Origin of the sequence: Metabacillus sp. YM-086, from assembly GCF_048059995.1 — a bacterium.
Taxonomy (GTDB): domain Bacteria; phylum Bacillota; class Bacilli; order Bacillales; family Bacillaceae; genus Metabacillus; species Metabacillus litoralis_B.
Window position 1 is genome coordinate 64,193 of sequence record NZ_JBLUOI010000011.1, and the last position, 24,188, is coordinate 88,380.

A 24,188-nucleotide genomic window follows, 5' to 3' on the forward strand; every position below is an offset into this window, starting at 1 on the left:
GGTAACGGATGAAAGACTGTCAATCGAAGGAGTTGAAACATGTACATTCATATAAACGATCAGCTGAAACAGTTTCACTTAACAAATGGTCAAATTAGTTATATTTTTCAAGTGTTAAAGAATGGTAGTCTTGGGCAGCTTTATTTTGGAAAGGCTCTTCGTCATCGTGAAGACTTTTCACATTTTCAACGAAATGATCTTCCTACAGCTGCAAGCTGTCATTTTTATCAAGATGACCCAGCTTTTTCTCTTGAAACAACACGTCAAGAATTTCCGGTATCAGGTAAAGGGGATTTTCGTGAGGCTGCAATTGAGGTTGTTGATTCTGAAGGGAGAGTTGGAAATTTATTTGCATACCAAGGATATAAAGTAGTAAAAGGAAAGCCAACATTAACAGGGCTGCCAGCAACATATGCTAGAGAAGAAGAAGCTACGACTCTTATCTTGATACTAGAAGATCACCAAGTAGGAGCAAAACTTCAATTATTTTATACCATTTTTCATCATTTGCCGGTTATAACCCGCACTGTAAAAATTGAGAATATAGGAAAACACACACTTTCATTAAATAAGCTCATGAGTTCATCTATTGATCTTCCAGACTCAGATTATAAAATGATTCACTTATCAGGAACATGGTCTAGAGAAAGACATGTAAAAGAAAGAGAGCTTGTACAAGGCATTACTTCCGTCTCTAGCATAAGAGGAGCAAGCTCACATCATGATAACCCTTTTATTGCCTTAAAACGAAAAAATACAACCGAGCATCATAACGAAGTGTATGGCTTCAATTTTGTTTATAGCAGTAATTTTCTAGCACAGGTTCAGGTTGATCATTATGATTCATCAAGAGTGATGATGGGAATTCATCCACATCAATTTCAGTGGAAACTGAACGTAAATGAAAGCTTCCAAGCGCCAGAAATAGTGATTGTTTACTCGAATGAAGGGTTAAACGGTATGAGTCAGGCTTTTCATCATTTATATCGTCAGCATTTAATTCGGGATCCATGGAAAAAAGAAGAAAGACCTGTTTTAATCAACAATTGGGAAGCAACTTATTTTGATTTTAATGAAGAAAAGCTAGTTAATATTGCGAAAAGTGCTAAGGATTTAGGAATTGAATTATTTGTTTTAGATGATGGTTGGTTTGGAAAACGAAACGATGATACATCATCACTTGGTGATTGGTTTGAAGATGAAGAAAAACTCCCGAATGGCTTGGAATCATTAGCAAGCAAACTAAAGGAACTGGATATGAAGTTTGGGTTGTGGTTTGAGCCAGAAATGATTAATCCAGTTAGTCAGTTATATAAGGAACATCCTGATTGGATTGTAGGAAGACCTGGAGAGCACCTTGTTTTTGGAAGAAACCAACTTGTGTTGGATTTTTCAAGATCTGAAGTAGTGAACTATTTATTTGAAAAAATGTCTGGAATGATCCGCAAAACAAGGCTTTCATATATTAAGTGGGATATGAATCGAAATATAACAGATGCCTATTCATCGGCCCTTACCAAAGAGCAACAGGGAGAATTTTTTCATCGTTATATTTTAGGAGTTTATGATTTATACGAAAGATTAACAACTGAATTCCCTGATGTTTTATTCGAATCTTGTGCAGGTGGTGGAGGTAGATTCGATCCGGGTATGCTTTATTACGCTCCACAAGCTTGGACAAGTGATGATACCGATGCGGTGGAGCGTCTTAAAATTCAATACGGAACATCACTTGCTTATCCTATTTATAGTATGGGTTCACATGTTTCAGCTGTTCCGAATCATCAAACATTAAGAAAAACACCGATTGAAACTAGAGCAAACACTGCCTATTTTGGTACATTTGGTTATGAGTTAAATCCACTTGAACTAAAAGAGGAAGAGCGGGAAATTATTAAAACTCAAGTTCAATTTTACAAAAATCATCGTAAACTGATTCGAGATGGAGATTTTTATCGTCTTCAAAGTCCGTTTGAAGAAAATGAAACAGCATGGATGATCGTTTCAAAAGATAAGAAAGAAGCGTTGGTTGGATGGTTTAAAGTTCTTGCGACTGCGAATCCAAAGAAGCAGCAGGTGCTTCCTTTAAAAGGACTTGATGTTAATTTGTTATATGAAGTGAATGGTGAAGAAGCCTATTATGGTGATGAACTAGTTTATAGAGGCTTACCTTTGCCTATTGAATTTAATGGAGTAAACGGAAAATTGGCTGAACGAGGCGGAGATTATCAGTCGGCTGTGTTTTATTTAAATGGGAAAGAGAAATAAAAAGAGAAAAGTGCAGCAGAAGAAGCTACAATGGATTACTTCTTCTGCTTTTTTATCGTATTTTTACTATTTGTATGAATAGGTTGGAAATTTCTTGGTACATTTTAATTCTTTGTTTCTCTTCTTATTACAGGTGCTACTTCAGTTGCTAATCGTTCAATGTTTTCTACCACAGTTTTAAAAGGCATTCCTCCAATATCAATTTGCGCCATGAAACGCTGATGTCCAAAAAGTTCATATTGACGTAAAATTTTTTCAATAATTTCCTGTGAGCTTCCTATAAATAGTGATCCTTTCTCACTGGTTGTCAGTTCAAAATCATTTCTTAGCCATTCTTGATTTGAATTCATTGATCTCCAATAGCTTGAATGATAGGGAAAGAATTCTTTTTTTGCTTGTTCAGTTGTGGTTGAAAGGTAGGTGTGTCCGCTAACTGCTATTTTCATTTCTGTAGGAGACACTCCATATTTATTTGCTTCTTGTCGATAGACATCTACAAGCTCTTTATAAACTCGGTAATCTTTTCCAAAGGTAACGACAACTAAACCAGTACCTAATCTTCCCGCACGTGCTGCACTTTGCGGTGTGCTACCAACACCAACCCATAACGGCAATTTGTCTTGAAATGCACGTGGAACAATGTCTGCATGATGCAGAGGGGAGCGGAAATTCCCTTCCCACGTTACATTTTTCTCTTCATTCAACTTTTGGAAAAGTGTAATATTTTCCTCAAATAATTCATCATAATTTTTTACATCATATCCAAAGAGAGGGAAAGATTCCAAGTAGGCTCCTCGGCCGGCAATAATCTCGGCACGACCATTTGATAAAAGATCAAGTGTTGCAAAATCTTCATATAAACGAACTGGGTCGTTGGTGTTAAAGACTGTGGTTGCGGTTGTTAGTTTTATTCTTTTGGTTACCTGAGAAATTGAAGACAATACAACAGAAGGAGATGACACTGCATAATCAAAACGGTGGTGCTCGCCTAATCCAAAAACATCAAGTCCTGCCTCATCTGCAAGCTTTGCCGCTTCAATGATTTCTTCGATTCGCTGCTTAGCACCGATGGTTTCTCCTGTATGGGGATTCGGACGTAAATCTGCTAAAGAATAAATTCCAATTTCCATTCCATGAGAGTGAATGGTTTCATATTCCTTCATAATTCTCCCTCCAACAATTTCATACATAAGCTACGTGCGTTCCTTGTTTAGTTTATGAACAAATGTCATAAGTTGTAATTGGATTGACTATAATTAATCACTTGCCTATATCTAGGAACTTTTGTTTTACCCATTATCAATGAATCGGTGGTATAATTCTTTTTAGAAAATAGGAAAGGAGGAGAGGGTTATGGAAGAGATTCTAAGGCAAATGCTAAGCGAAATAAAAGAAATGCGAGTTGATATAAATGAATTGCGAAAAGACACAAATGAATTAAAGAAAGACACAAATGAATTGAAGAAAGACACAAATGAATTGAAGAAAGATACGAATGAATTGAAGAAAGATACGAATGAATTGAAGAAAGACACGAATGAATTGAAGAAAGACACAAATGAATTGAAGAAAGATACGAATGAATTGAAGAAAGATACCTCTGAATTGCGAAAAGACACAAATGAATTAAAGAAAGATACCTATGAATTGCGAGAAGGTCAGAAAAGACTAGAAGCCGGACAAGAAAAGTTACAAAAGAATCTTGTTGAAAGTATAGGCTTATATACTGATAAGATTGTTGATTATGTCGATGATCGAACAGAAGTATTAAACAAAAGAGTCTATAAAGTAGAATCTGAAATAGAACGAATGAGTAGACAGTAAAAGTAAATATACAAAGATTAAAAACTTCACTTGTGAATTGATATTCCATTCCATCTACGTAAGTTTTCATCACTAGAAATAAATCCTACATTAATACTAAGATTTTTCACTATAATAGGACAAGCCCCGAAAAGATTCTCAGGGCTTGTTATTTGTTTAATTTTAGTATGCAGTCCATCCTGCGTCAGCAGCGATCACTTGTCCATTTATGAAGCTTGATTCCTCAGAACCTAAGAAAACAGCAAGTTGTGCAACCTCACTAGGTTTACCTACGCGTGGCATTGTACCTTGCCCTGTCGATTGTCGTCCAAATCCAAATTCAGACACACTAGTCATACTTGAACCGATGTTCGTCTCAACACCACCAGGGGCGATACCATTACAACGGATTCCAGATTGAGCATACATATATGCAGTGTTTTTTGTTAATCCAGTTACAGCATGTTTAGAAGCTGTATAAGCTGCTCCTGCACGTGCACCACGTAAGCCACCTGCTGAAATATTATTTATGATGATGCCATGACCTTGCTCTAAGAAGATATTCGTAGCGATACGCATAGCACGCATTACACCTGTAGTGTTCACTGCAAAAACACGATCCCATTTTTCATCAGTAATTTCTCCAACAGGCTCCATACCATCCATAATACCTGCGTTGTTAACTAAAATATCCAGCTTACCAAATGCTTCTTTTGTTTCAGTGAATAATTGTTCTAAGTCTGATAATTCAGCAACGTTTGTACGGTTAGCAATTGCAACACCACCACTTTTGTTAATAGACTCAGCTACAACTTGAGCACCTTCAAAATTATAATCAGAAACAACTACTTTTGCTCCTTCTTTTGCGTAAAGTTCTGTGATTGCTTTTCCCATACCTGAAGCTGCACCTGTTATGATGGCTACTTTATCTATTAATCTCATATTTAAAGATCCTCCTTAAATTTTATTGTACATTTGTTCAATAAAATAATAATATATAGTTGAAACCGCATTCAATAAGCAAAAAATGATGGAATTGTACAATATTGAACAAAAAACTATAAAGTGTTTAATAAAGGAGGGGTGCTATTTGAATAAAAATGATTTGCGTGTTCAAAAAACAAAACAAAGTATCCATTTAGCATTAACGAGCCTGTTAAAAATGAAACCATTAACACATATAAAAGTAACTGAACTTTGTAGAGCAGCAAAAATAAATCGAGGTACATTTTATTTTCATTATCAAGAAGTTGGAGATGTTTTTAAGGAGTTTTTTGAAGAAATAATGGTAGATTTAAAAGAATCTTATAATGAACCTTACCGGCATGCAGATATTCTTAACGTAGAAAATTTAGATCCAAAAACAGTTCGGATCTTTCACCATATAAAGAAGTTTGAAGAGTTTTACAAAATTATCTTATCTAAGGAAGTATCAACAGAATATTATTACATGTTATTCGATGAAATACGTTCAATTTTTATAGAAGATAAAAATACTCTACAGCCTGGAAAGTCTACAGGTTTTTTATATTCTTATTCAGCAAATGCCATTATTGGGTTAATCATTGAGTGGTATCGTCATGAGTTTCAAGAATCAGCTGATGAGATGAATATTCATTTGGTCAATATCCTTAAATTAAGAGCATAGGGACATGGGCTCTACCTCACCGCGCTATATCCGGGTCATCGAAGAAAAATTCGCGCCAATTTTTGCATTTAAAATAATTCAGGCTTAATATGAATGATATAAAAACGTAAAAGAGGTGTTTTCATGAAAACAGAAGAGCATTATTTTAAAGAGGGAAAAACAATTCAACAATATATGGATGAGATGGGCAATTTAAAAGAGGAAAGCTTCCATGTTTATCAAGAGTTTCAACTACCAGATGATGGGTTTGTGAACGAATTAGCAAAGCATTCACTACACTTCTTAGTTATTACGGAGGATTGGTGTGGCGATGCAATGATGATTAACCCTGTTATTCGAAAGCTTGGTGAAGCTGCAGATATTGAAGTTCATGTGACATTAAGAGATGCTGATACAGAACTGATTGATCGACATTTAACAAATGGTGGACGAGCAATACCGATTGTTCTAATTTTGAATGATGAAGGTACATTAATTGGCAAATGGGGTCCTCGTGCGCCAGAAGTTCAGAAAATTGTAGATGATTTAAGGGCTGAACTTCCGGCAAAGGATGATCCTTCTTTTCCGGAAAAACAAAAAGAAATGATTGCGTCTTTACAGAAGCGATATAAAGAGGAAAATACACTTTGGTTATATGTTTATCAGAGTTTTAAGAAGGCCTTATTATCATGTTTAAATTAAGATAAAATTACTTTCACTACATTTCAAAACTTAATTTAAAATAGTCATATTGAAATAACTACCAAATAAATGCTGGTAGTTATTTTTTTGTTTTTCTAAAAACATAAAAATGTTGAAGTTGGTGTGATAACACTGGTTTCAACGTTTTTTAGTAATCTAGCAAAACATAATAAAAGAAACCCTATTGACCACAAGTCATTAATTTTTTATAATGAAAGTGGAAATAAACAAACAAAAGTGGTACAAAATAAACATAATAAATAAAAAGTAAACATTAAATAGCAGAGAAACAAAAGAGTTATACCAAAGCAAAAAAGCTAAAAGAAACTTTAACTGAAATTGAAAACGTTTTATCTGTTTGGGATTTTAAACTATTACAATAATTTTTGGAGGGATTACAATGACTCAAAAACAAGCTTTTCTAGAGAAAACTGAGATTATTAACTACATAGATGTATTGATGGATAATCTTTCACAAATAAAAGATAATACAGGTGAATTTTTATTAAACTTTGATGGTTTAGTTGTTGATGATAAGAGCTGGAATGTTTGGAACTGGCCGCAAGGTGTTGGGTTGTATGGAATCTTTAAATATTGGAAACTAACAAATAGTCAGAAGGCATTAACTATAATTACTGATTGGTTTCAAGCTAGATTTGAAGAAGGGGTACCACCTAAAAATGTGAATACAATGGCTCCTCTATTAACGCTAGCATTTCTATATGAAGAAACTAAGGATCAGACATTTGTTCCTTATTTAGAAAATTGGGCAGAGTGGGTTATGCATGATATGCCACGAACTGAGGAAAACGGTCTTCAACATATGACATACGGCCCTGAAAATAAAAATCAGCTATGGGATGACACCTTGATGATGACTGTTTTACCTTTGGCTAAGATCGGAAGACTTTTCAATAAACAAGATTATATTGAAGAAGCGAAAAGACAATTTTTAATTCATATAAAGTATTTAAGTGATCGTAAAACAGGATTATGGTTTCACGGCTGGACTTTTGAAGAAAACCATAATTATGCAGACGCATTATGGGGAAGAGGGAACTGCTGGATTACCATTGCTATTCCGGAATTTATCGAAATTCTTGATTTAAAAGAGGGAGATTTCTTAAGAGAATATCTTCTTGATACATTAAAAAGACAAATTGAAACATTAGCTGAATATCAAGATGAAAGCGGATTATGGCATACATTAATCAATGACAAAACATCTTATTTAGAAGCTTCTGCAACAGCTGGCTTTGCTTATGGCATTTTGAAGTCTATTCATAAACGATATATTGGTCAAGAATATAGAGAAACAGCTTACAAAGCAATTCGTGGAATTGTGAAGGAAATTAATGATGAAGGTGCTTTGCAAAAGGTATCAGTTGGAACAGGTATGGGTGATACATTAGAGTTTTATAAAGAAATCAAAACTACTACAATGCCATACGGACAATCGTTAGCTGTTTTAAGTTTGTCTCAATTTTTATATGAATTTTTCTAAAAAATTGTTTCATTGAATAATAGATTTGGCTAGTGACAGAGTGAAGTTGCTAGCTAAATCTATTAAGAGCAAAGGAGATTAATTTCACAGGGGGAAAAAAATTGAAGAAAATCATTCCAGTATTCTTTATAGGGTTGTTATGTGTTATTTTAATCACTGGCTATAGTAAAAATGAGAACGATTCCATAGTTTTACGGTTTGCATATGCAAGTAATAGTCAACCAGTAAAAGATGCAATGGCTGAGTTTGGAAGGTTACTTTCTGAGAAAACGAACGGAGAAGTTACGGTTGAATATTATCCTGATAGTCAATTAGGTGGAGAACGTGAATTAATCGAACTAACGCAAACAGGGGCAGTGGATATTACAAAAGTTAGTGGATCAGCATTAGAAAGTTTCTCTGATAAATACTCCATCTTCGGATTACCTTACTTATTTGATAATGAAGAACATTTTTACCTGGTAATGGATAGTGACCTTGTTCAACCAATTTTTCAATCAACAGAAAAGCTGGGGTTTGTTGGATTAACGTATTATGATTCTGGACAAAGAAGTTTTTATATGACCGATGGACCGATTGAAAGCCCAAGTGATTTAGCAGGCAAAAAAATTAGGGTTATGCAAAGTCAAACCGCAATCAAAATGGTTCAATTACTAGGAGGCTCACCAACACCTATGGACAGCGGTGAAGTGTATACTTCCTTACAGCAAGGAATTTTAGATGGTGCGGAAAATAATGAGTTTGCGATCACAGAAGCTGGACATGGTGAGGTAGCAAAATATTATTCATATGACGAACATACAAGAGTTCCAGATATTATGGTAATCAACAAAGAAACGTTAGAAGGATTAACAGAAGAGCAACAAGAGGCTGTCTATGAAGCAGCAAAAGAATCAACAGAATTTGAAAAAGTCGTTTGGAAGGATGCAGTCGATCAAGCAAAAGAAAGGTCGGAAAATGAATTTGGTGTAGTCTTTAATGAAGTCGATAAGAAGTCTTTCCAAGAAGCGGTACAGCCGTTACATGATGAATTTGCCAATAATGAAGAGTTCAAGCAATTGTATGAAGATATTCAGAAGTTGAAAGAAAATAAATGATAGAGGTTGATACGATGAGAGATGTAAAGAAAAGTGTCGATAGAGTCATAGAATTTCTTACTTGTACTTTATTTTTATTAATGGTAGCGGTTGCAAGTTGGCAAGTATTAAGTCGCTTTATTTTAAAAAATCCAAGTACATTTACAGAAGAATTATTAAGGTATAGCTTGATATGGTTAGCTATGCTGGCAGCTGCATATGTTGTAGGAAAAAATGAGCATATTGCAATTACCTTTTTAAGAGATCGTTTGATTGAGGAATCAAGAATTAAACTAGATATTCTTATTCAATCTTTCTTCCTATTATTCTCTGCAATTATTATGGTCTATGGTGGAGCAAAGGCTGTTTCGTTAACAATGGCACAGATTTCTCCTGCCTTGCATTTACCGATGGGATTTGTTTACTTGGCTTTACCTCTATCTGGTGTTTTTATTCTGTTTTACAGCACAACGAATATTTTGGAGTTGTTACATAAAAAGAAAAAAGTAACCGTTATTAAGCAGAAGAATGCAAGTTAAGTTAATTATTAATGAAAGCAGGTGCAACCTATGGAGTTACAAGCAAGCTTAATCTTAATTGCTGTTTTTGCTCTATTAATGGTAATTGGAATACCGATTGCAATTAGTATCGCATTAGCTTCGCTAGCAACAGTAATTATTGTTTTACCTTTTGATGTTTCTGTATTCACTTCAGCACAAAAAATGATTACTAGTTTAGATAGCTTTTCTCTATTAGCGGTACCGTTTTTTATTCTTTCAGGAATTATTATGAATAATGGTGGAATTGCGATCAAGCTCGTCAATCTAGCAAAGTTAATAGGTGGTAGAATACCGGGATCATTAGCACATACAAACATTATCGGAAATATGTTTTTTGGTTCGATTTCTGGTTCTGCGATTGCTGCTTCAACTGCAATTGGTGGAACACTGATTCCACTGCAAGAAAAAGAAGGATACAGTAAAACCTATTCAGCAGCAGTTAATATTGCATCAGCTCCAACAGGGATGTTAATTCCTCCGAGTTCAGCGTTTATTATTTTCTCTTTAATAAGTGGTGGAACTTCGATTGCCGCATTATTCATGGGTGGATATGTTGTAGGGATATTATGGGGATTAGCCGTTATGCTGGTTGCGTTTTTTATCGCTAAGAAAAATAAATATCCGGTTATTCCGATGGTTTCTTTTAGTGATGCTAGAAAAATTATTATAGACGCGATTCCTAGTTTATTGCTTGTTGTAATTATTATTGGAGGAATTCTTTCAGGGATTTTTACGGCGATAGAGGCCTCGGCAGTTTGTGTTGTTTACTCATTATTTTTAGCTCTTGTTTTCTATCGATCCATTTCTCTTAAGCAATTGCCAGGTGTTTTGATACAAGCAGTGCAGATGACCGGTGTTATTATGTTTTTAATCGCTGCTTCATCAGGTATGTCTTTTGTTATGGCGCTAACTGGTATACCTGAAGCAATTAGTAATGGAATCTTAGGAATCTCAGACAATAAGTTTGTTATCCTTGCATGTATTACAGTGATTCTATTAATAGTTGGGACATTTATGGATATTGCACCTGCAATCTTAATTTTTACACCAATCTTTTTACCAATTGCCACAAACTTAGGAATTGATCCTGTACACTTCGGAATCTTCTTTGTATTTAACTTATGTATTGGAACGATTACACCTCCTGTTGGAACAGGATTATTCGTAGGAGCGAGCATAGGGAAGGTGAAGATTGAGAAAATAATCAAGCCTTTGCTTCCGTTTTATGTAGCGATTGTCGTGATTTTAGTGTTGGTTACGTTTGTGCCGCAGATTAGCTTGTTTTTGCCTAATTTGTTTGGGTTGTAAAATTTAGAAAAAGGCAACAAATCTATTATCAGAATTGTTGCCTTTTTCTTAAGGATGAATAAACTCTACAAATTGAGAAACACCTTCTCTATTAAATCGCTGTGGCTTTTTAACGAGCCATAAACTTCTTTCAATATGAACATCCTTAATTTTTATTTCTTGTAAATAGCCCTGTTCTAATTCTCTAGCAACAGTCAGTTTAGAAAGTATGCTAATTCCAAGTCCTGACTCAACGGCACTTTTTATGGCTTGTGTGCTACCGATTTCCATATAACTATTTATCTTTTCCAAAATTCCATACTCTTTAAGGGCATTTTCTGCGATGAGTCTTGTCCCTGAAATTGATTCACGCCAAATCATTTTTTCGTTTGCTAATTCCTCAATTTGAATTTCAGATCGGTCCTTCCATGGGTGATCTGGAGAGCAAACGAGGATGAGTTCATCATTGGCAAATTTCTCAACAATCAGATGTTTATCTTCAACAATTCCTTCAACTAATGCAATATCAATCACATCATTCGTTAAATCCTCTAACACACTTGGTGTATTTCGAATCGTTAAGGTTACCTTTATATCTGGTGCATGTTTTTTAAATCGACCAAGTAAACTTGGTAATAGAAACTCACCAATTGTCAGAGAAGCACCTACCCTAAGATTTGAATTGTACTCTCCGGTAGCTTGAAGGATCACTTCTTTAGACCTGTCAAAATCATTAATAATGGCTTTAGCAAAAGGATAGAGCATTTTCCCTGTTTCTGTAACAGTAAGCTTTCCTTCTGTTCGATCAAATAATAAGGTACCATAAAAATTCTCTAATTGGCGGATTTGTCTTGTCACAGCCGGCTGAGACACAAAGCTTAATCTTGCTGCTTGACTAATGCTTCCTTCATCAACGACTAAGCAAAACATTTTAAGGTTTTCTATATTCATAAATACCCTCCCAATTAGACAAATTTATCTTATCTTTATATAATACCCTAGGTCGGCTTATCAGGAAATAAGCTTGCTATAACAATCTGTTATATGCTATGCATTTGTTGCAATATGCTTCCGTTAAAAAGAATGTTATCGTATATATAAGAAGAACTTTAAAAGTAAAGGAAATGGTAAAGATGACCATTAAAAAGTATATTCCACTAGGATTGGAACAATATAACAAAAATCTTTTAAGTAAAGATTTGATTGCAGGCTTAACCTTATTTGTGATGCTTGTTCCTCAAGGTATGGCATATGCGATGTTAGCTGGTTTACCACCGGTTATGGGGTTGTATGCTTCAACCATTCCTTTAATCATTTATGCAGTATTAGCCTCTTCAAGGCATTTATCGGTTGGTCCAACAGCCATAACATCTTTACTTGTTTTTTCAGGAATATCGAGTATAAGGGAGCCTGGGTCACAGGATTATATCACGCTTGTTATTTTATTGGCACTTATGGTGGGGACAATTCAATGTTTGCTAGGAGTATTAAGAATGGGTTTTATTGTGAAATTCATTTCACCATCTGTGCTGGGTGGCTATACTTCAGCTGCAGCTATCATAATTGGTCTAAGTCAGTTAAAGCATCTGATTGGAATCGATCTTGGTACGTATTTTCAGGCTCATCATTTACTGATTGGAATAAGTAGGGAAATAGCGAATTTACATTGGATGACTGTTCTTTTAGGAATAAGTAGTATCATCTTTTTAATCATTTTTAAAAAAATAAATTCACGTTTTCCAGCTGCTCTTGTCCTAATTCTGTTGTCTTCATTAAGTGTGTACATTTTTTCATTACACGAAAAAGGTGTTCAAATTGTTGGGACGGTGCCAAATGGGTTTCCAACTTTAGTATTGCCAACGATTTCATTAGAAAGTGTGAAGCAATTAATTATACCAGCAATCATCATTGCATTGCTTGGTTTTATGGAGTCATTGGCAATAGGGAAAACAATTGCGGATAAAGAAAAATATAAACTTAACCCAAATCGTGAGTTAAAGGCATTAGGCTTAGCTAATATGCTAGGTTCGTTGTTTCAGATCTTCCCTGTTAATGGAAGCTTTTCAAGAAGTGCAGTGAATCATCAAAGTGGTGGCGTTACGCAATTAGTGTCAATTTTCACTAGTTTGTTTATGATCATTACATTGATGTTATTTACTTCTTATTTTTATTATTTGCCGAGTGCAGTTCTAGCTGCGATCATTATCGTTGCCGTCTATAAATTAATTGATATTGAACAAGCAAAATTCTTGTTCAATGTAAGATCAATAGATGGATGGAGCTGGATTGTCACCTTTTTTGTCACCTTATTTGTTGGAATTCAGTGGGGAATTTTAGTTGGTGCTATTTTTAATTTCTGTTTGTTGTTAGCAAGAATAACAAGGCCAAATATTATTGAAATGGGATATCTTGAAAAGGAACAAATATTTCGCGATATAAAGAGATTTCCTCAAGCGACAACACTTGAAGATTTAATTATGATTCGAGTTGATTCTTCGATTCATTTTGCAAACATTTCTTATTTGGAAGAAAAAATCAGAGAGTTTCTTTATTTAAAGCCTTTAGCTAACATGATTATTATCGATTTTTCCGGAGTGAATGATATGGACACACCGTCCTTTGAGGTAATAGAAGATTTGAAGGAACAACTAAAAAAGGAAAAAAACATTAGCATGTACTTTGTCGGAATGAAGGGTACTGTTAGGGAAACAGCAAATAAATTAGGCTGGGATCGTAAATTTAATGAAGAAATGAATTATTATACGATTGAAAAATTACTTGAAAATAAGAAAATAAGGGTATCAACTTCTTCCGATAAAAACAATCAAACACCGTATATGTATTATATTTAAAAGGTGAGTAGCAAAATGTATGATTTGCTACTCACCTTTTTCTTATGTTAAAGTTTTGTACTTCTTAGGAGTTATGCCGGTATATTTCTTGAACACCTTTGTGAAATAACTTTGATCATGAAAGTTTAAGATTGTCGAAATTTTCAAAAGTGAATAGTCCGTAAAAGTTAACAATGTTTTGGCTTCATCAATTTTCGTTTGATGAATATATTCCGCAATGGGCATTCCTACTTCTTTTTTAAAAAGAGATGATACATAATTTGGATGCATATCTACGAGTTCCGCAAGTTGTGTTAGGGTCAATTCTTCGTAAAGATGTGTATAAATATAATTCATACACTTGTTTATTGGCTTAGAGTAGCTTTGTTGTTTCTGCTTACGTACACGATCGGCAAATTCACTTAATGCTTGTTCTATAAAAGGATCAATCAATGAACAATCTGTTAATTCCTCTAAGCTTTGGATATACAAATCGCTAAGTGTATAAGCAATTTCATAATGAAGACCACCTTCAATTGCGGCGCGTGTTGCTAAAGTAATCGCAGTAATACCAAGGTTTTTACTATGACGTAACTGACTTTTTTTAGAAAGAATTCCAACCTTACCGTTTTCGGGACTTATTTTAAATATCTTTAAGAATTCTTCCTTCCTACCTTCTTTAATGAATTGAAAGAGCCTTTTCTCATACATAAAATCATGATGAAATGAGACATTTTCCCGTTGTTGCGAAATGGTTACTTCGGGATCTTCAATTTTGAATGTAAGATCTCCAGCTTTACTATTTTTTAAAATGATTTCTGCCGGGTCCAGTGTTTCTTGGTAAAGCATATAGTATATTTGCATGCTAATATTCATTAATTTCATATGAGAAAGTCGGGGAAGGGTTTCAAAATAATAAACGAGTTTTTCACTTAGACTCTTTTGAACATTCATATCATTTATGAGTGCTGCTAGTCTATCATTTGTTAGCTCGGGTGCAAGAGTTGGACCGACAATGATCATTCCTTTATACTCATTCTCCTGTCTAATTTGAATGATAAAAAATTCTTCATAGTGTTCTGTTTTGACGAACAGTGGGAATAGAAATGTTTTTTTTCTAAAGTTAAATTGCTTGAATATGTTCGGATGAAACGAGCTGTTAGGATTTTTAAAACGAAGAGAAGACTGTTCAAATTTAACCATATCGTTGTGATCTATGAAGGTAATAGGAATGTTAAAGGATTCATAAATCAGTTTGCAAATATAATCTACGTCCTTAAGTAGCATCTTTGTCTCCTCACATTTTATTTAAATGATACCATACAGAATATAATATTAAAATATAGCTAAAAATACTAAAATAATACCAAAATTATGTGGGTTTGTTCTTTATAATAAAACATATAGTTTAGTAGAAAGCGTTTACTTTATGGATTTTATGGAGGGATTATGGTGACAAAGGACATTAAAGCTCTTATATCTCAAATGACACTAGAAGAAAAAGCCGGTCTATGTTCCGGTAAAGATTTCTGGAATCTAAAAGGAATCGAACGCTTAGATATTCCATCAATTATGGTAACAGACGGCCCACACGGATTGCGTAAACAAAGAATGGGGGCTGATCATTTAGGGCTATTTGATAGTGTACCTGCTACATGCTTTCCATCTGCTGCAGGAATGGCGAGCTCGTGGGATCGTAATCTAATTCAGCAAGTTGGGGTTGCGTTAGGAGAAGAATGTCAGGCTGAGGATGTAGCTGTTCTTCTTGGACCTGGGGCAAATATTAAGCGTTCGCCTTTATGTGGTCGTAATTTTGAGTATTTCTCGGAAGATCCGTACCTTTCATCAGAAATGGCAGCAAATCATATTAAAGGGGTTCAAAGTCAAGGTGTTGGAACATCATTAAAGCATTTTGCGGCAAACAATCAAGAACATCGCAGAATGTCAACGGATGCGATTGTTGATGAAAGAACATTCCGTGAAATCTACTTAGCTAGCTTTGAAGGAGCAGTAAAGCAATCACAGCCGTGGACAGTGATGTGTTCTTATAATAAAGTAAACGGCGAATTTGCTTCTGAAAATAACTATCTATTAAATGATATTTTAAAAGAAGAGTGGGGCTTTGAAGGCTTTGTTGTTTCAGATTGGGGAGCAGTAAATGAGCGTGATGTTGCCTTGGCTAATGGGTTAGAGTTAGAAATGCCGGCTTCAAAAGGAATTGGTGAAAATAAAGTGATTGAAGCGGTTCAAGATGGTACATTATCTGAAGAAAAGCTTGATGCTGCTGTGGAACGTATTCTCCGTATTATTTTTAAAGCAGTTGAAGAAAAGAAAGAGAATGCAACATATGATCAAGAAGCACATCATCAATTAGCTAGAGTTACGGCTAGGGAAAGTATGGTGTTATTAAAAAATGAAAATAGCATTCTACCACTTAAAAAAGAAGGAAGCATCGCAGTAATTGGTGAATTTGCCAAAGCCCCAAGATATCAAGGTGGAGGAAGCTCACATATTAAGCCAACAAGGCTTGAAAACATTCTAGAGGAAATTGAAAAGTCTGCTGGATCGAAAGCAAATGTTACTTATGCTCAAGGATTCTATCGTGATAAAGATGAGATTAATGAGTCGTTAATCCAAGAAGCAAAAGAAGTGGCAGCACAAGCAGAAACAGTTGTCTTGTTTGCTGGTTTGCCAGATCGTTATGAATCTGAAGGCTATGATCGTGTACACTTACACATTCCAGCAAATCAACAGCGTTTACTTGATGCTGTTGCTGAGGTGAACTCCAATATCATTGTTGTCTTAAGTAACGGGGCACCTATTGAAATGCCATGGTTAGATAAAATAAAAGGATTACTCGAAGGTTATCTTGGAGGTCAAGCACTTGGCGGAGCCATTGCAGATATTCTTTTTGGTGATGAAAATCCAAGCGGGAAGCTTGCTGAAACATTCCCAAAACAATTAAGTGACAATCCTTCTTATTTATTCTTCCCAGGTGAGGGAGATCGAGTGGAATATCGTGAAGGAATTTTCGTTGGTTATCGCTATTATGATACAAAAAATGTAGAAACTTTATTTCCGTTTGGATATGGACTCAGCTATACAACATTTGAGTATAGCAATCTATCAGTAAGCTCTAAACAACTAAAAGATACAGAAACACTTAATGTAACAGTTAATGTGAAAAATACAGGTGCTGTCGCTGGTAAGGAAGTTGTTCAGCTTTATGTTAAAGATGTAGAAAGTAGTGTTAGCAGACCTGAAAAGGAATTAAAGGGGTTTGAAAAAGTTGAATTACAACCTGGCGAAGAAAAATCCGTTACATTTACGTTAGATAAACTTGCTTTTGCTTACTACAACACCGAGCTTAAAGATTGGCATGTAGAAAGTGGAGAGTTCGAACTATTAGTAGGGAAAAGCTCTAAAGAGATTGTTTTATCAGAAAAGGTAAACATTGAATCTTCATTAGAACTTCCATTAGTTGTTCATCGTAATACAACAATTGGAGATCTGCTTGCAAACCCTAAAGTTGCACCATTAGCGAAAGAAATGTTAGCAAGGGCTCAAGAAGGAAGTCCGTTTGCAGCAGCTGGTGAGGACGAAGGGGAAGGTACAGAAATGATGGCAGCGATGATGAAATATATGCCTTTGCGTGCTTTATCTAATTTTAGTGATGGTAAATTCACCGAAGAAATGCTTCAAGGGATGATTCATCAGTTAAATGAGGTGCAGAAGAATCCTCTTGTGAAATAGAAGTAGAATTAGTCACAGTCATTAATGATTGACCATTAACACATATTTTGCTAGAATGATCTAAACTAAATGATCGATTCCCAAAGGGGAGTAGCTGTTAAACAAAGTCGTCATTTCGGGAGTTTTAAGCCCCGGCTTTGTTGGCAATAATTCTGATTGCTAGCGAGACCTTTGCCAATTTTATTAATTGGTGAAGGTCTTTTTTTAGACCTTTACTAAATAGTAAGGGTCTTTTTTTATTGAAAAATGAATGAATGGAGAATGTGGATGAAATCTGTTCTTAAACTAGAGATGGAGAGAAAACATCTTAGTATATCAAAAATGTGGTTATTAACAGTCCTTGTTGGACTAGCTATGAATGTAGTGATTTTTATTCAATTGTCACTTACTTTATTGGAGAAAAACTCATTTTCATTTGATGCTGTGTTAATACGTGCTGTTAGGTCCTACTCTTCTCAGATAATGGATCTAGTGATGGTGTTTATTACTCATCTTGGCTCTAGTACGATGCTCGGATTCTTACTTATTGTTGGGATGGTATGGCTTTACTTAAAATACAAAGATGTATTAGCTACTCTATGCTTTTTGATTGTTGTGGCAGGAGGAGGGTTTCTTAATTCACTATTAAAGATCTATTTTAATCGAGATCGTCCTGATGATAATAGATTGATTGAAGCAGATGGCTTAAGTTTTCCAAGTGGACATTCAATGGGAAGCATGCTGCTTTATGGATTTTTAGTTTATTTGTCTCTTAGATATGATAGATGGAAGATACGTAAAGCTGGAGTCGTGACCTCGCTCATTTGCCTTATCTTCTTAATTGGAACCAGTCGTATTTATTTGGGAGTTCATTATCCTTCTGATGTTTTTGCAGGTTTTCTTGCAGGGTTTGTTTGGCTTGGTGGGTGGGTCATAGCCCTGGAACTAGCATATATATGGAATAACAAGAAACGAAGATACTAAAGTACTCAAGAAAAAAGGTGAAGCTATGGAAAAAGATTGGTTAGTCGTTGATAAGCTGTTGTCTAAAATAAAAATCACATCAAATCCGAATAATAAGCCTGTAACCATTCACGGCAGTTTGGATGATTTACGATGCATCGGTGTTGGGACGGATGCTGCTGTTTTTCAATATGCACATAAACCACAATATGCTTTTAAGCTATATGCTGAGGATAAAAAGGAAAAAATTCAAATCGAAGCAGAGGTATATCAAAGGTTAAAGAATTCACCATTTTTCGCTACTTGCTATGCTGTGTATGATCGTTATTTAGTTTTAAGCTTTGAAGCAGGTATTACTTTATACGACTGCATTTTACAAGGAATTCATATTCCACAACAAGTCATTTTAGATGTTGAAGATGCTAGGGATTTTGCAAAAGAGCAGGGGCTGAATCCACGTGATATACATTTGAAAAATATCTTACTTCAACAAGGTAGGGCGAAGGTTATTGATGTATCTGAATACGGAAAGGAAGGAAACGACCTTCGATGGGAGCATTTGAAAAAGGCATACGAGCAGTATTATGATTTGATTGATGGTAAAACCATTCCTTTTTGGTTAATGCAAACTGTGCAAAAGTGGTATAATCAGAAAAATTTTGGGACGTTTGATGAGTTTATGAAGGATGTTTTGAGGTTGACGTTTTTTAGGAAGTGATAATCGTTCGATAATTACTTTTATTAAATCTCCATTCATAGAGTTATTCTTTATCTATAAGCTAGCTACTATTCTTGTTGTCAAAGGAGCATAATAAAGCAATTTTTTTATAGTGTATAGTTATTTGTGTAGAAAAGATATGAAAGAGTTTTAAATAAAATACTTTATAACATAGCTTCAGTCCAAATGGGATTGAAGTTTTTTTATTCAGCTCTTTCCACAAATTTAACGAAACACATTTCTTTTTTTCCTACATAAAGTAGCTAACTATTCTTTTCTTATTCTATTACAATAAAAGCAAGACAACTGAATATTTGGAAAAGGGGGATAAAATTGAAAGCGTTTACTAAAATATCTAATAGGGGGCTAACAAAGTGAAAGTGATTAACCCGATGAATGTTATTGATAATAGTAAAATTTCTTCGTTTCATGTATGGCTAATAACTTGGTTGTTTTTAGTTATTGCTTTTGATGGGTATGATGTTGTCGTTTATGGTGCGTCTGTTCCATCATTAATACAGGAGTGGGGAATTTCAGATGTAACAGCTGGTGCAATAGGTAGTTACACGGTTATTGGAACCGCTTTGGGGGCAGTTATTTTTGGGATGCTGTCTGATAAAATAGGTCGTAAAAAAATTATTTTGCTGACGACGTTCCTATTTAGTTTCTTTACTATGATCTCTGGTTTTGCAACAGGCCCAATTTTATTCGCTGTATTTAGAATCATTGCCGGGATTGGTTTAGGTGGGGTAATGCCGAATGTTATTGCGCTTGCTACTGAATTTTCTCCAAAACGAGTTCGATCTGCTATTGTTTCTTTCATTTTCTGTGGATATTCTATTGGCGCACTTGCAGCAGCACTGACAAGCCGTTCACTTTTACCAACAGTTGGATGGGAGCCAGTTTATTGGTTAGCGGGTATTCCACTTTTGTTTATCCCATTTTTATTAAAAAGTATCCCTGAATCAGTAGGGTTTCTTATCGAAAAAGGCAAAGAAGAGGAAGCTAGAAAAACATTAATGAAAATTGATCCAAGCTTAAGAACTGGTGGGGAGTTTGAATTTGTAAAACCACCTGCAAAAGAACCTGGTTCACCAGTTGTGAAGCTATTTGAAGATAAACGTGCATTAAGTACCATAATGTTCTGGATTTCTTGCTTTAGTGCCTTTGTCTTAATTTATTCTATGAACACATGGTTACCTCGCCTTATGATGCAATCAGGTTATGATCTTAGCTCAAGTCTAGCATTTACGGCTGTCATGCAAATAGGAGCAATTGTAGGTACGATTATTTTTGGTCGTTTGGTTGATAAAATTGGATTTAAAAAGGTTCTTGTTCCTTTATTCTTCTGTGGTGCTATAGCGTTATCATTTATCGGATTAACAAATAGTATGGCAATCGCTTTTGTATTAATTGCGATCATTGGTGCAGCTTCAGTTGGATTACAGAACATCTCCAATGCATTTGTTTCTCAATACTATCCTTCTAGTATGCGTTCCACAGGACTTGGAAGCACGATGGCATTTGGTCGTATTGGAGGAATAGTAGCGCCAATCTTTGTTGGGTTCCTATTAACAATGAATCTATTACCGCAATTTAATTTTGTCGCAATCGGAGGAGCAGCATTACTTGGAGGAATCGCAATGTTGTTTGTCCAAGAAAAGCATGGAGATTACTATGAAGCAAAAGAAGAGGTTAAACCAACAAATAGCCCAGTGAATGTAGCAAAATAGCAAAATAAATATGTCAGGTTTTAACTTCAAATGGGTTAACTTACCTACTATTCTTCGAGAAATTTTAGAATGGTAGAAGGTTGCCCATTTGCTATTTTTGTTTAGGTGTCTAAAAATTTAAGCAAAGAAAGGGATTATGTAAATGGAATCGACATTTCTTTTTAAAGCAAATATTCAGGTAGCTAACCCAATTGAAGTTGGGGATGTTGGAACAGGCATAAGGAGAGTTATTCCGATTATTGGAGGTACTTTTGAGGGGGAGGGTATAAAAGGGAAGATCTTATCAGGTGGAGCTGATTACCAGATGATAAGATATGATGGTGTAACGGAAGCTCTTGCTCACTATGTAATTGAAACGGATGATGGTGTACCAATTTATGTGATTAATAAAGGATATAGACATGGGCCTAAAGAAATTATTGATAAAATCATTCGTGGTGAGCAGGTTCCTGACGGTTCTTATTATTTCAAAACTACACCTACTTTCGAAACAAGCAGTGAAAAGTACTCTTATTTGAACCGAATGATTTACATTGGTGAGGGATTAAGAGGGCCTAATGATGTTCAAATCTCATTTTATCAAGTTGATTAATTGTTTAAACGATCACGATTACCTTTTCAATTAAGTTTTTCTTCTTTTATACTATTAGTATCTAGAAAAACGGAAACAGGGGGTTATTGTGTGTCAAACAGTAAGAGAGAAGTACTCATGAAAAAAGTAGAACATCATCTACGAACCACATCCCGGCAGCTAATAAAAATTAATACAGAAGATGAAGTGCTTCAATATTTAGCTGATTCCTTCCGTTCTGAATTATATTGTGATTTTGTTGGAGTCGTATTGAGTGAGGGAGATTCTTTTATTCCTAAGGCATGGAGTGGAAATATTCCTTCAATCCTTAGGCATTTCCCTCTTTTAGCGGCAAACTGTTCCTCCAAACTTCTTCGTCAAAGCCTAACATATAAAGCATCTGCAACAAATAACTCTTGTAGGTTAACAGAGATCCTTAAGGAAGAAAATGTGAAAACATGGTTCACTGTTCCGTTAAATGATGATATTCATCACTTTGGTTTTTGTATCGTAGGGTTTTTAAGTTATGTGCCATTATTAGAGATGGAAAGCCATTTTGAGGAATTCGGAAAGGATATGGCTGTAGCTCTATCTGTTGCAAGACAAAAGGAAAATCAGTTGAAAAAGCTCGAGGGAATTGAATGGATTAGCAAAAATCAGTCTCTTGATTCTTCTCTAGATCAGCATTTTTCAGAAGTAACATACAGAGCTGGGAAATCAACAAATGCTGATTTTGCTTGTATGTATATATATAATGAGAAAGAGAATTGCTTTGACTTACAAAGGCCTGTATATGGGGAAATGGAATATCTCGATCGAATGATGATTGAGGACAACTATGCGCTTAAGGAATACTTTCCATTTCTTGAGGTAACGGGATGCGCTCAAATGACAGTCCCACTCTTAATTGACCTTAAGCCAATTGGTGTACTTCATGTTCAGAATAAATATGAAAGACCTTTTACTGAGGAAGACTTAAAAATATTAGAAATGCTATCAACACATGTTGCAACTCTTTTAGAAAATGCACGATTATATAAAAGTGAAAAAGATAATAAAAACCGCCTACACTATTTATTAGATTTTCAACAATCACTTGTGAAGAAAACAGTTGAAGATGATGATTTTGAAGGTATTACATTAAAGCTCTCAGATTTGTTTCAAGAAACCGTTATCTTATATGACCGATTTATGAGGCCAATTGCTTTTAATTTCCGAAATAGTGATAACGATTACAATCTACCTGATAACCTTGCCTTACAAGCGAATATGCTAAGGCAAAATCTTAAAAAACAAGAGAAGTTTACAGTCGTACACCCTGACAGAGATGACTGTGTGTTTTCTTTTTGGGTGATCAATGGCGGAGGCAATTTGTTGGGTTATCTTTCTGTTTGCAATACAGCAAGCGAGATGAATGAATTTGACCAGCTAACAGTTGAGATGGCACGAAATATATGCTCGATTCAGTTTATTAAGCAAAAGCTTGTTCTCGATACAAAAGAGCAGGTCAAGGATAGCTTTATTAGTAAATTGTTGGTCGAAAAAGTCGAAGATCAAGAGAGTATCATTCAATATGCTAACCTATTTCAATGGGATATTTTTAAATATCATCGTGTTGCCGTATTGACGGTTTCAATAGATGAAGATGATCTTTTAGAACAGCAAGCCAAAAAAGTGCTTATATGGGATGCGATCAAGTCACATCTTGCAAAGTTTGATTCTCGGATATTAACAGTGTCACATGATGAAAACTATATCCTGCTCCTACCAGTGGATGATGATGTTCAAAGTAAAAAGTATTGGAAAAACCTTTATGATAATATAGAAAGATGGTCACTAGAAGTGTTTTCGGGTTGTAAGATATTATTGGGGATTGGTACATCAACAAGCAATATGAAAGATTATTATGTAAGTTACCAACAGGCACTTCTAACATTAAATGTTATGAATATTAGGATGAAGCATATCTCTTTTTCACTATATGAAGATCTTGGAGCTTATACAATTCTCCACCATCTTGATCAATCTAATGCAGTAAACTTGTTTATAAAAAGTCAGCTGGATCCTCTTTTAACTTACACAGAAAATAAAAACATAGATTTATATCATACCTTATATGTTTTTCTACAAAATAACGGAAATATCAAAAGTACATCAGATGAGCTTTTCATCCACCGGAGCTCCCTGTTATACAGACTTGAAAAAATTGAATCACTACTAAATATTGATTTGAATGATGCTGAAATCAGGTTTAATTTAATGATGGCCTTTAAGCTTCATGATATGCATGGGGATCGGCTAAAGAAGAGCTAGATTAGTAGTAGAAGCAGTCCAACTTGTGTGAGTTGGGCTGTTTTTTTCGTGGGGGGAAGTGGTTTTACTTGCTAAGGGGATGCAGGCAGAAGTGAAAGGGGAGAAGGTGGATTTTGTTCATAGGGTTGATGAACGACAAAAGTAACTGGAAAAGAGAGGGAAGTGTCGTTCATAAGGTTGATGAACGACAAAAGTGACTGGAAAAGAGAGGGAAGTGTCGTTCATAAGGTTGATGAACGACAAAAGTAACTGGAAAAGAGAGGGAAGTGTCGTTCATAGGGTTGATGAACGACAAAAGTGACTGAGAAAGAGAGGGAAGTGTCGTTCATAAGGTTGATGAACGACAAAAGTAACTGAGAAAGAGTAGACAGTGTCGTTCATAAGGTGGATGAACGACAAAAGTAACTGAGAAAGAGTAGGCAGTGTCGTTCATAAGGTTGATGAACGACAAAAGTGACTGAGAAAGAGAGGGAAGTGTCGTTCATAGGGTTGATGAACGT

General features: G+C 35.1%; 19 protein-coding genes. 15 read left to right on the forward strand and 4 right to left on the reverse strand.

The features are described 5' to 3' along the window. Positions 1 to 39 precede the first annotated feature (39 nt). A complete protein-coding gene (locus tag ACEWK1_RS07230; RefSeq protein WP_416635844.1) occupies positions 40 to 2,268 on the forward strand; it encodes an alpha-galactosidase in 2,229 nt (742 codons plus the stop codon). A gap of 104 nt (positions 2,269 to 2,372) precedes the next feature. Here the strand turns inward: ACEWK1_RS07230 and ACEWK1_RS07235 are convergent, their stop codons facing one another. Further along, entirely contained in the window at positions 2,373 to 3,431 is a 1,059-nt protein-coding gene (locus tag ACEWK1_RS07235) for an LLM class flavin-dependent oxidoreductase (protein WP_416635845.1), read from the reverse strand. 190 nt (positions 3,432 to 3,621) lie between these two features. On the opposite strand from ACEWK1_RS07235, the gene ACEWK1_RS07240 reads away from it, so the two are divergent. Further along, positions 3,622 to 4,092 (forward strand): hypothetical protein, encoded by a 471-nt coding sequence (locus ACEWK1_RS07240; RefSeq protein ID WP_416635847.1) that lies wholly within the window; start codon positions 3,622 to 3,624, stop codon positions 4,090 to 4,092. A gap of 162 nt (positions 4,093 to 4,254) precedes the next feature. On the opposite strand, the gene ACEWK1_RS07245 is transcribed toward ACEWK1_RS07240, so the two are convergent. Next, positions 4,255 to 5,013: an SDR family oxidoreductase gene (locus ACEWK1_RS07245; RefSeq protein WP_416635849.1), complete on the reverse strand. Its 759-nt coding sequence runs from the start codon at positions 5,011 to 5,013 to the stop codon at positions 4,255 to 4,257. A gap of 148 nt (positions 5,014 to 5,161) precedes the next feature. On the opposite strand from ACEWK1_RS07245, the gene ACEWK1_RS07250 reads away from it, so the two are divergent. From ACEWK1_RS07250 to ACEWK1_RS07275, 6 genes are all read left to right on the forward strand, one after another. Further along, entirely contained in the window at positions 5,162 to 5,719 is a 558-nt protein-coding gene (locus tag ACEWK1_RS07250; RefSeq protein WP_416635850.1) for a TetR/AcrR family transcriptional regulator, read from the forward strand. Positions 5,720 to 5,842: 123 nt separating this feature from the next. Continuing rightward, positions 5,843 to 6,400 carry a thioredoxin family protein gene (locus tag ACEWK1_RS07255; protein WP_416635851.1) on the forward strand — a complete coding sequence of 186 codons (558 nt, stop codon included), beginning with the start codon at positions 5,843 to 5,845 and terminating at the stop codon, positions 6,398 to 6,400. Positions 6,401 to 6,800: 400 nt separating this feature from the next. Further along, positions 6,801 to 7,904, forward strand: a complete 1,104-nt coding sequence (locus ACEWK1_RS07260) for a glycoside hydrolase family 88/105 protein (RefSeq protein ID WP_416635852.1) — start codon at positions 6,801 to 6,803, stop codon at positions 7,902 to 7,904. 101 nt (positions 7,905 to 8,005) lie between these two features. After that, complete coding sequence (locus ACEWK1_RS07265; protein ID WP_416635853.1) at positions 8,006 to 9,001, forward strand: TRAP transporter substrate-binding protein; 996 nt, start codon at positions 8,006 to 8,008, stop codon at positions 8,999 to 9,001. 14 nt (positions 9,002 to 9,015) lie between these two features. After that, positions 9,016 to 9,519, forward strand: coding sequence for a TRAP transporter small permease (locus ACEWK1_RS07270; protein ID WP_416635855.1), 504 nt, complete (start codon positions 9,016 to 9,018; stop codon positions 9,517 to 9,519). 30 nt (positions 9,520 to 9,549) lie between these two features. Continuing rightward, a complete protein-coding gene (locus ACEWK1_RS07275; RefSeq protein WP_416635856.1) occupies positions 9,550 to 10,848 on the forward strand; it encodes a TRAP transporter large permease in 1,299 nt (432 codons plus the stop codon). A gap of 48 nt (positions 10,849 to 10,896) precedes the next feature. On the opposite strand, the gene ACEWK1_RS07280 is transcribed toward ACEWK1_RS07275, so the two are convergent. After that, positions 10,897 to 11,778, reverse strand: a complete 882-nt coding sequence (locus ACEWK1_RS07280) for a LysR family transcriptional regulator (RefSeq protein WP_416635857.1) — start codon at positions 11,776 to 11,778, stop codon at positions 10,897 to 10,899. Between the two features lie 182 nt (positions 11,779 to 11,960). Between ACEWK1_RS07280 and ACEWK1_RS07285 the strand changes: the two genes are divergently transcribed. Beyond that, positions 11,961 to 13,679, forward strand: coding sequence for a SulP family inorganic anion transporter (locus ACEWK1_RS07285; protein WP_416635858.1), 1,719 nt, complete (start codon positions 11,961 to 11,963; stop codon positions 13,677 to 13,679). A gap of 42 nt (positions 13,680 to 13,721) precedes the next feature. Here the strand turns inward: ACEWK1_RS07285 and ACEWK1_RS07290 are convergent, their stop codons facing one another. Next, on the reverse strand, positions 13,722 to 14,945 hold the full coding sequence (locus ACEWK1_RS07290; RefSeq protein ID WP_212136430.1) for a helix-turn-helix domain-containing protein: 1,224 nt from the start codon (positions 14,943 to 14,945) through the stop codon (positions 13,722 to 13,724). Between the two features lie 165 nt (positions 14,946 to 15,110). On the opposite strand from ACEWK1_RS07290, the gene ACEWK1_RS07295 reads away from it, so the two are divergent. The 6 genes from ACEWK1_RS07295 (at position 15,111) to ACEWK1_RS07320 (ending at position 23,688) form a co-directional block, all read left to right on the forward strand. Continuing rightward, entirely contained in the window at positions 15,111 to 17,411 is a 2,301-nt protein-coding gene (locus ACEWK1_RS07295) for a glycoside hydrolase family 3 C-terminal domain-containing protein (protein ID WP_212136431.1), read from the forward strand. 267 nt (positions 17,412 to 17,678) lie between these two features. Beyond that, entirely contained in the window at positions 17,679 to 18,374 is a 696-nt protein-coding gene (locus ACEWK1_RS07300) for a phosphatase PAP2 family protein (protein ID WP_212136433.1), read from the forward strand. A gap of 25 nt (positions 18,375 to 18,399) precedes the next feature. Next, a complete protein-coding gene (locus ACEWK1_RS07305) occupies positions 18,400 to 19,071 on the forward strand; it encodes a serine/threonine protein kinase (RefSeq protein ID WP_121660718.1) in 672 nt (223 codons plus the stop codon). Between the two features lie 374 nt (positions 19,072 to 19,445). Next, positions 19,446 to 20,804, forward strand: coding sequence for an MFS transporter (locus tag ACEWK1_RS07310; protein ID WP_121660719.1), 1,359 nt, complete (start codon positions 19,446 to 19,448; stop codon positions 20,802 to 20,804). Positions 20,805 to 20,946: 142 nt separating this feature from the next. Then, on the forward strand, positions 20,947 to 21,396 hold the full coding sequence (locus ACEWK1_RS07315; RefSeq protein WP_121660720.1) for a DUF3237 domain-containing protein: 450 nt from the start codon (positions 20,947 to 20,949) through the stop codon (positions 21,394 to 21,396). 90 nt (positions 21,397 to 21,486) lie between these two features. After that, positions 21,487 to 23,688, forward strand: coding sequence for a helix-turn-helix domain-containing protein (locus tag ACEWK1_RS07320; protein ID WP_212136435.1), 2,202 nt, complete (start codon positions 21,487 to 21,489; stop codon positions 23,686 to 23,688). Positions 23,689 to 24,188 lie beyond the last annotated feature (500 nt).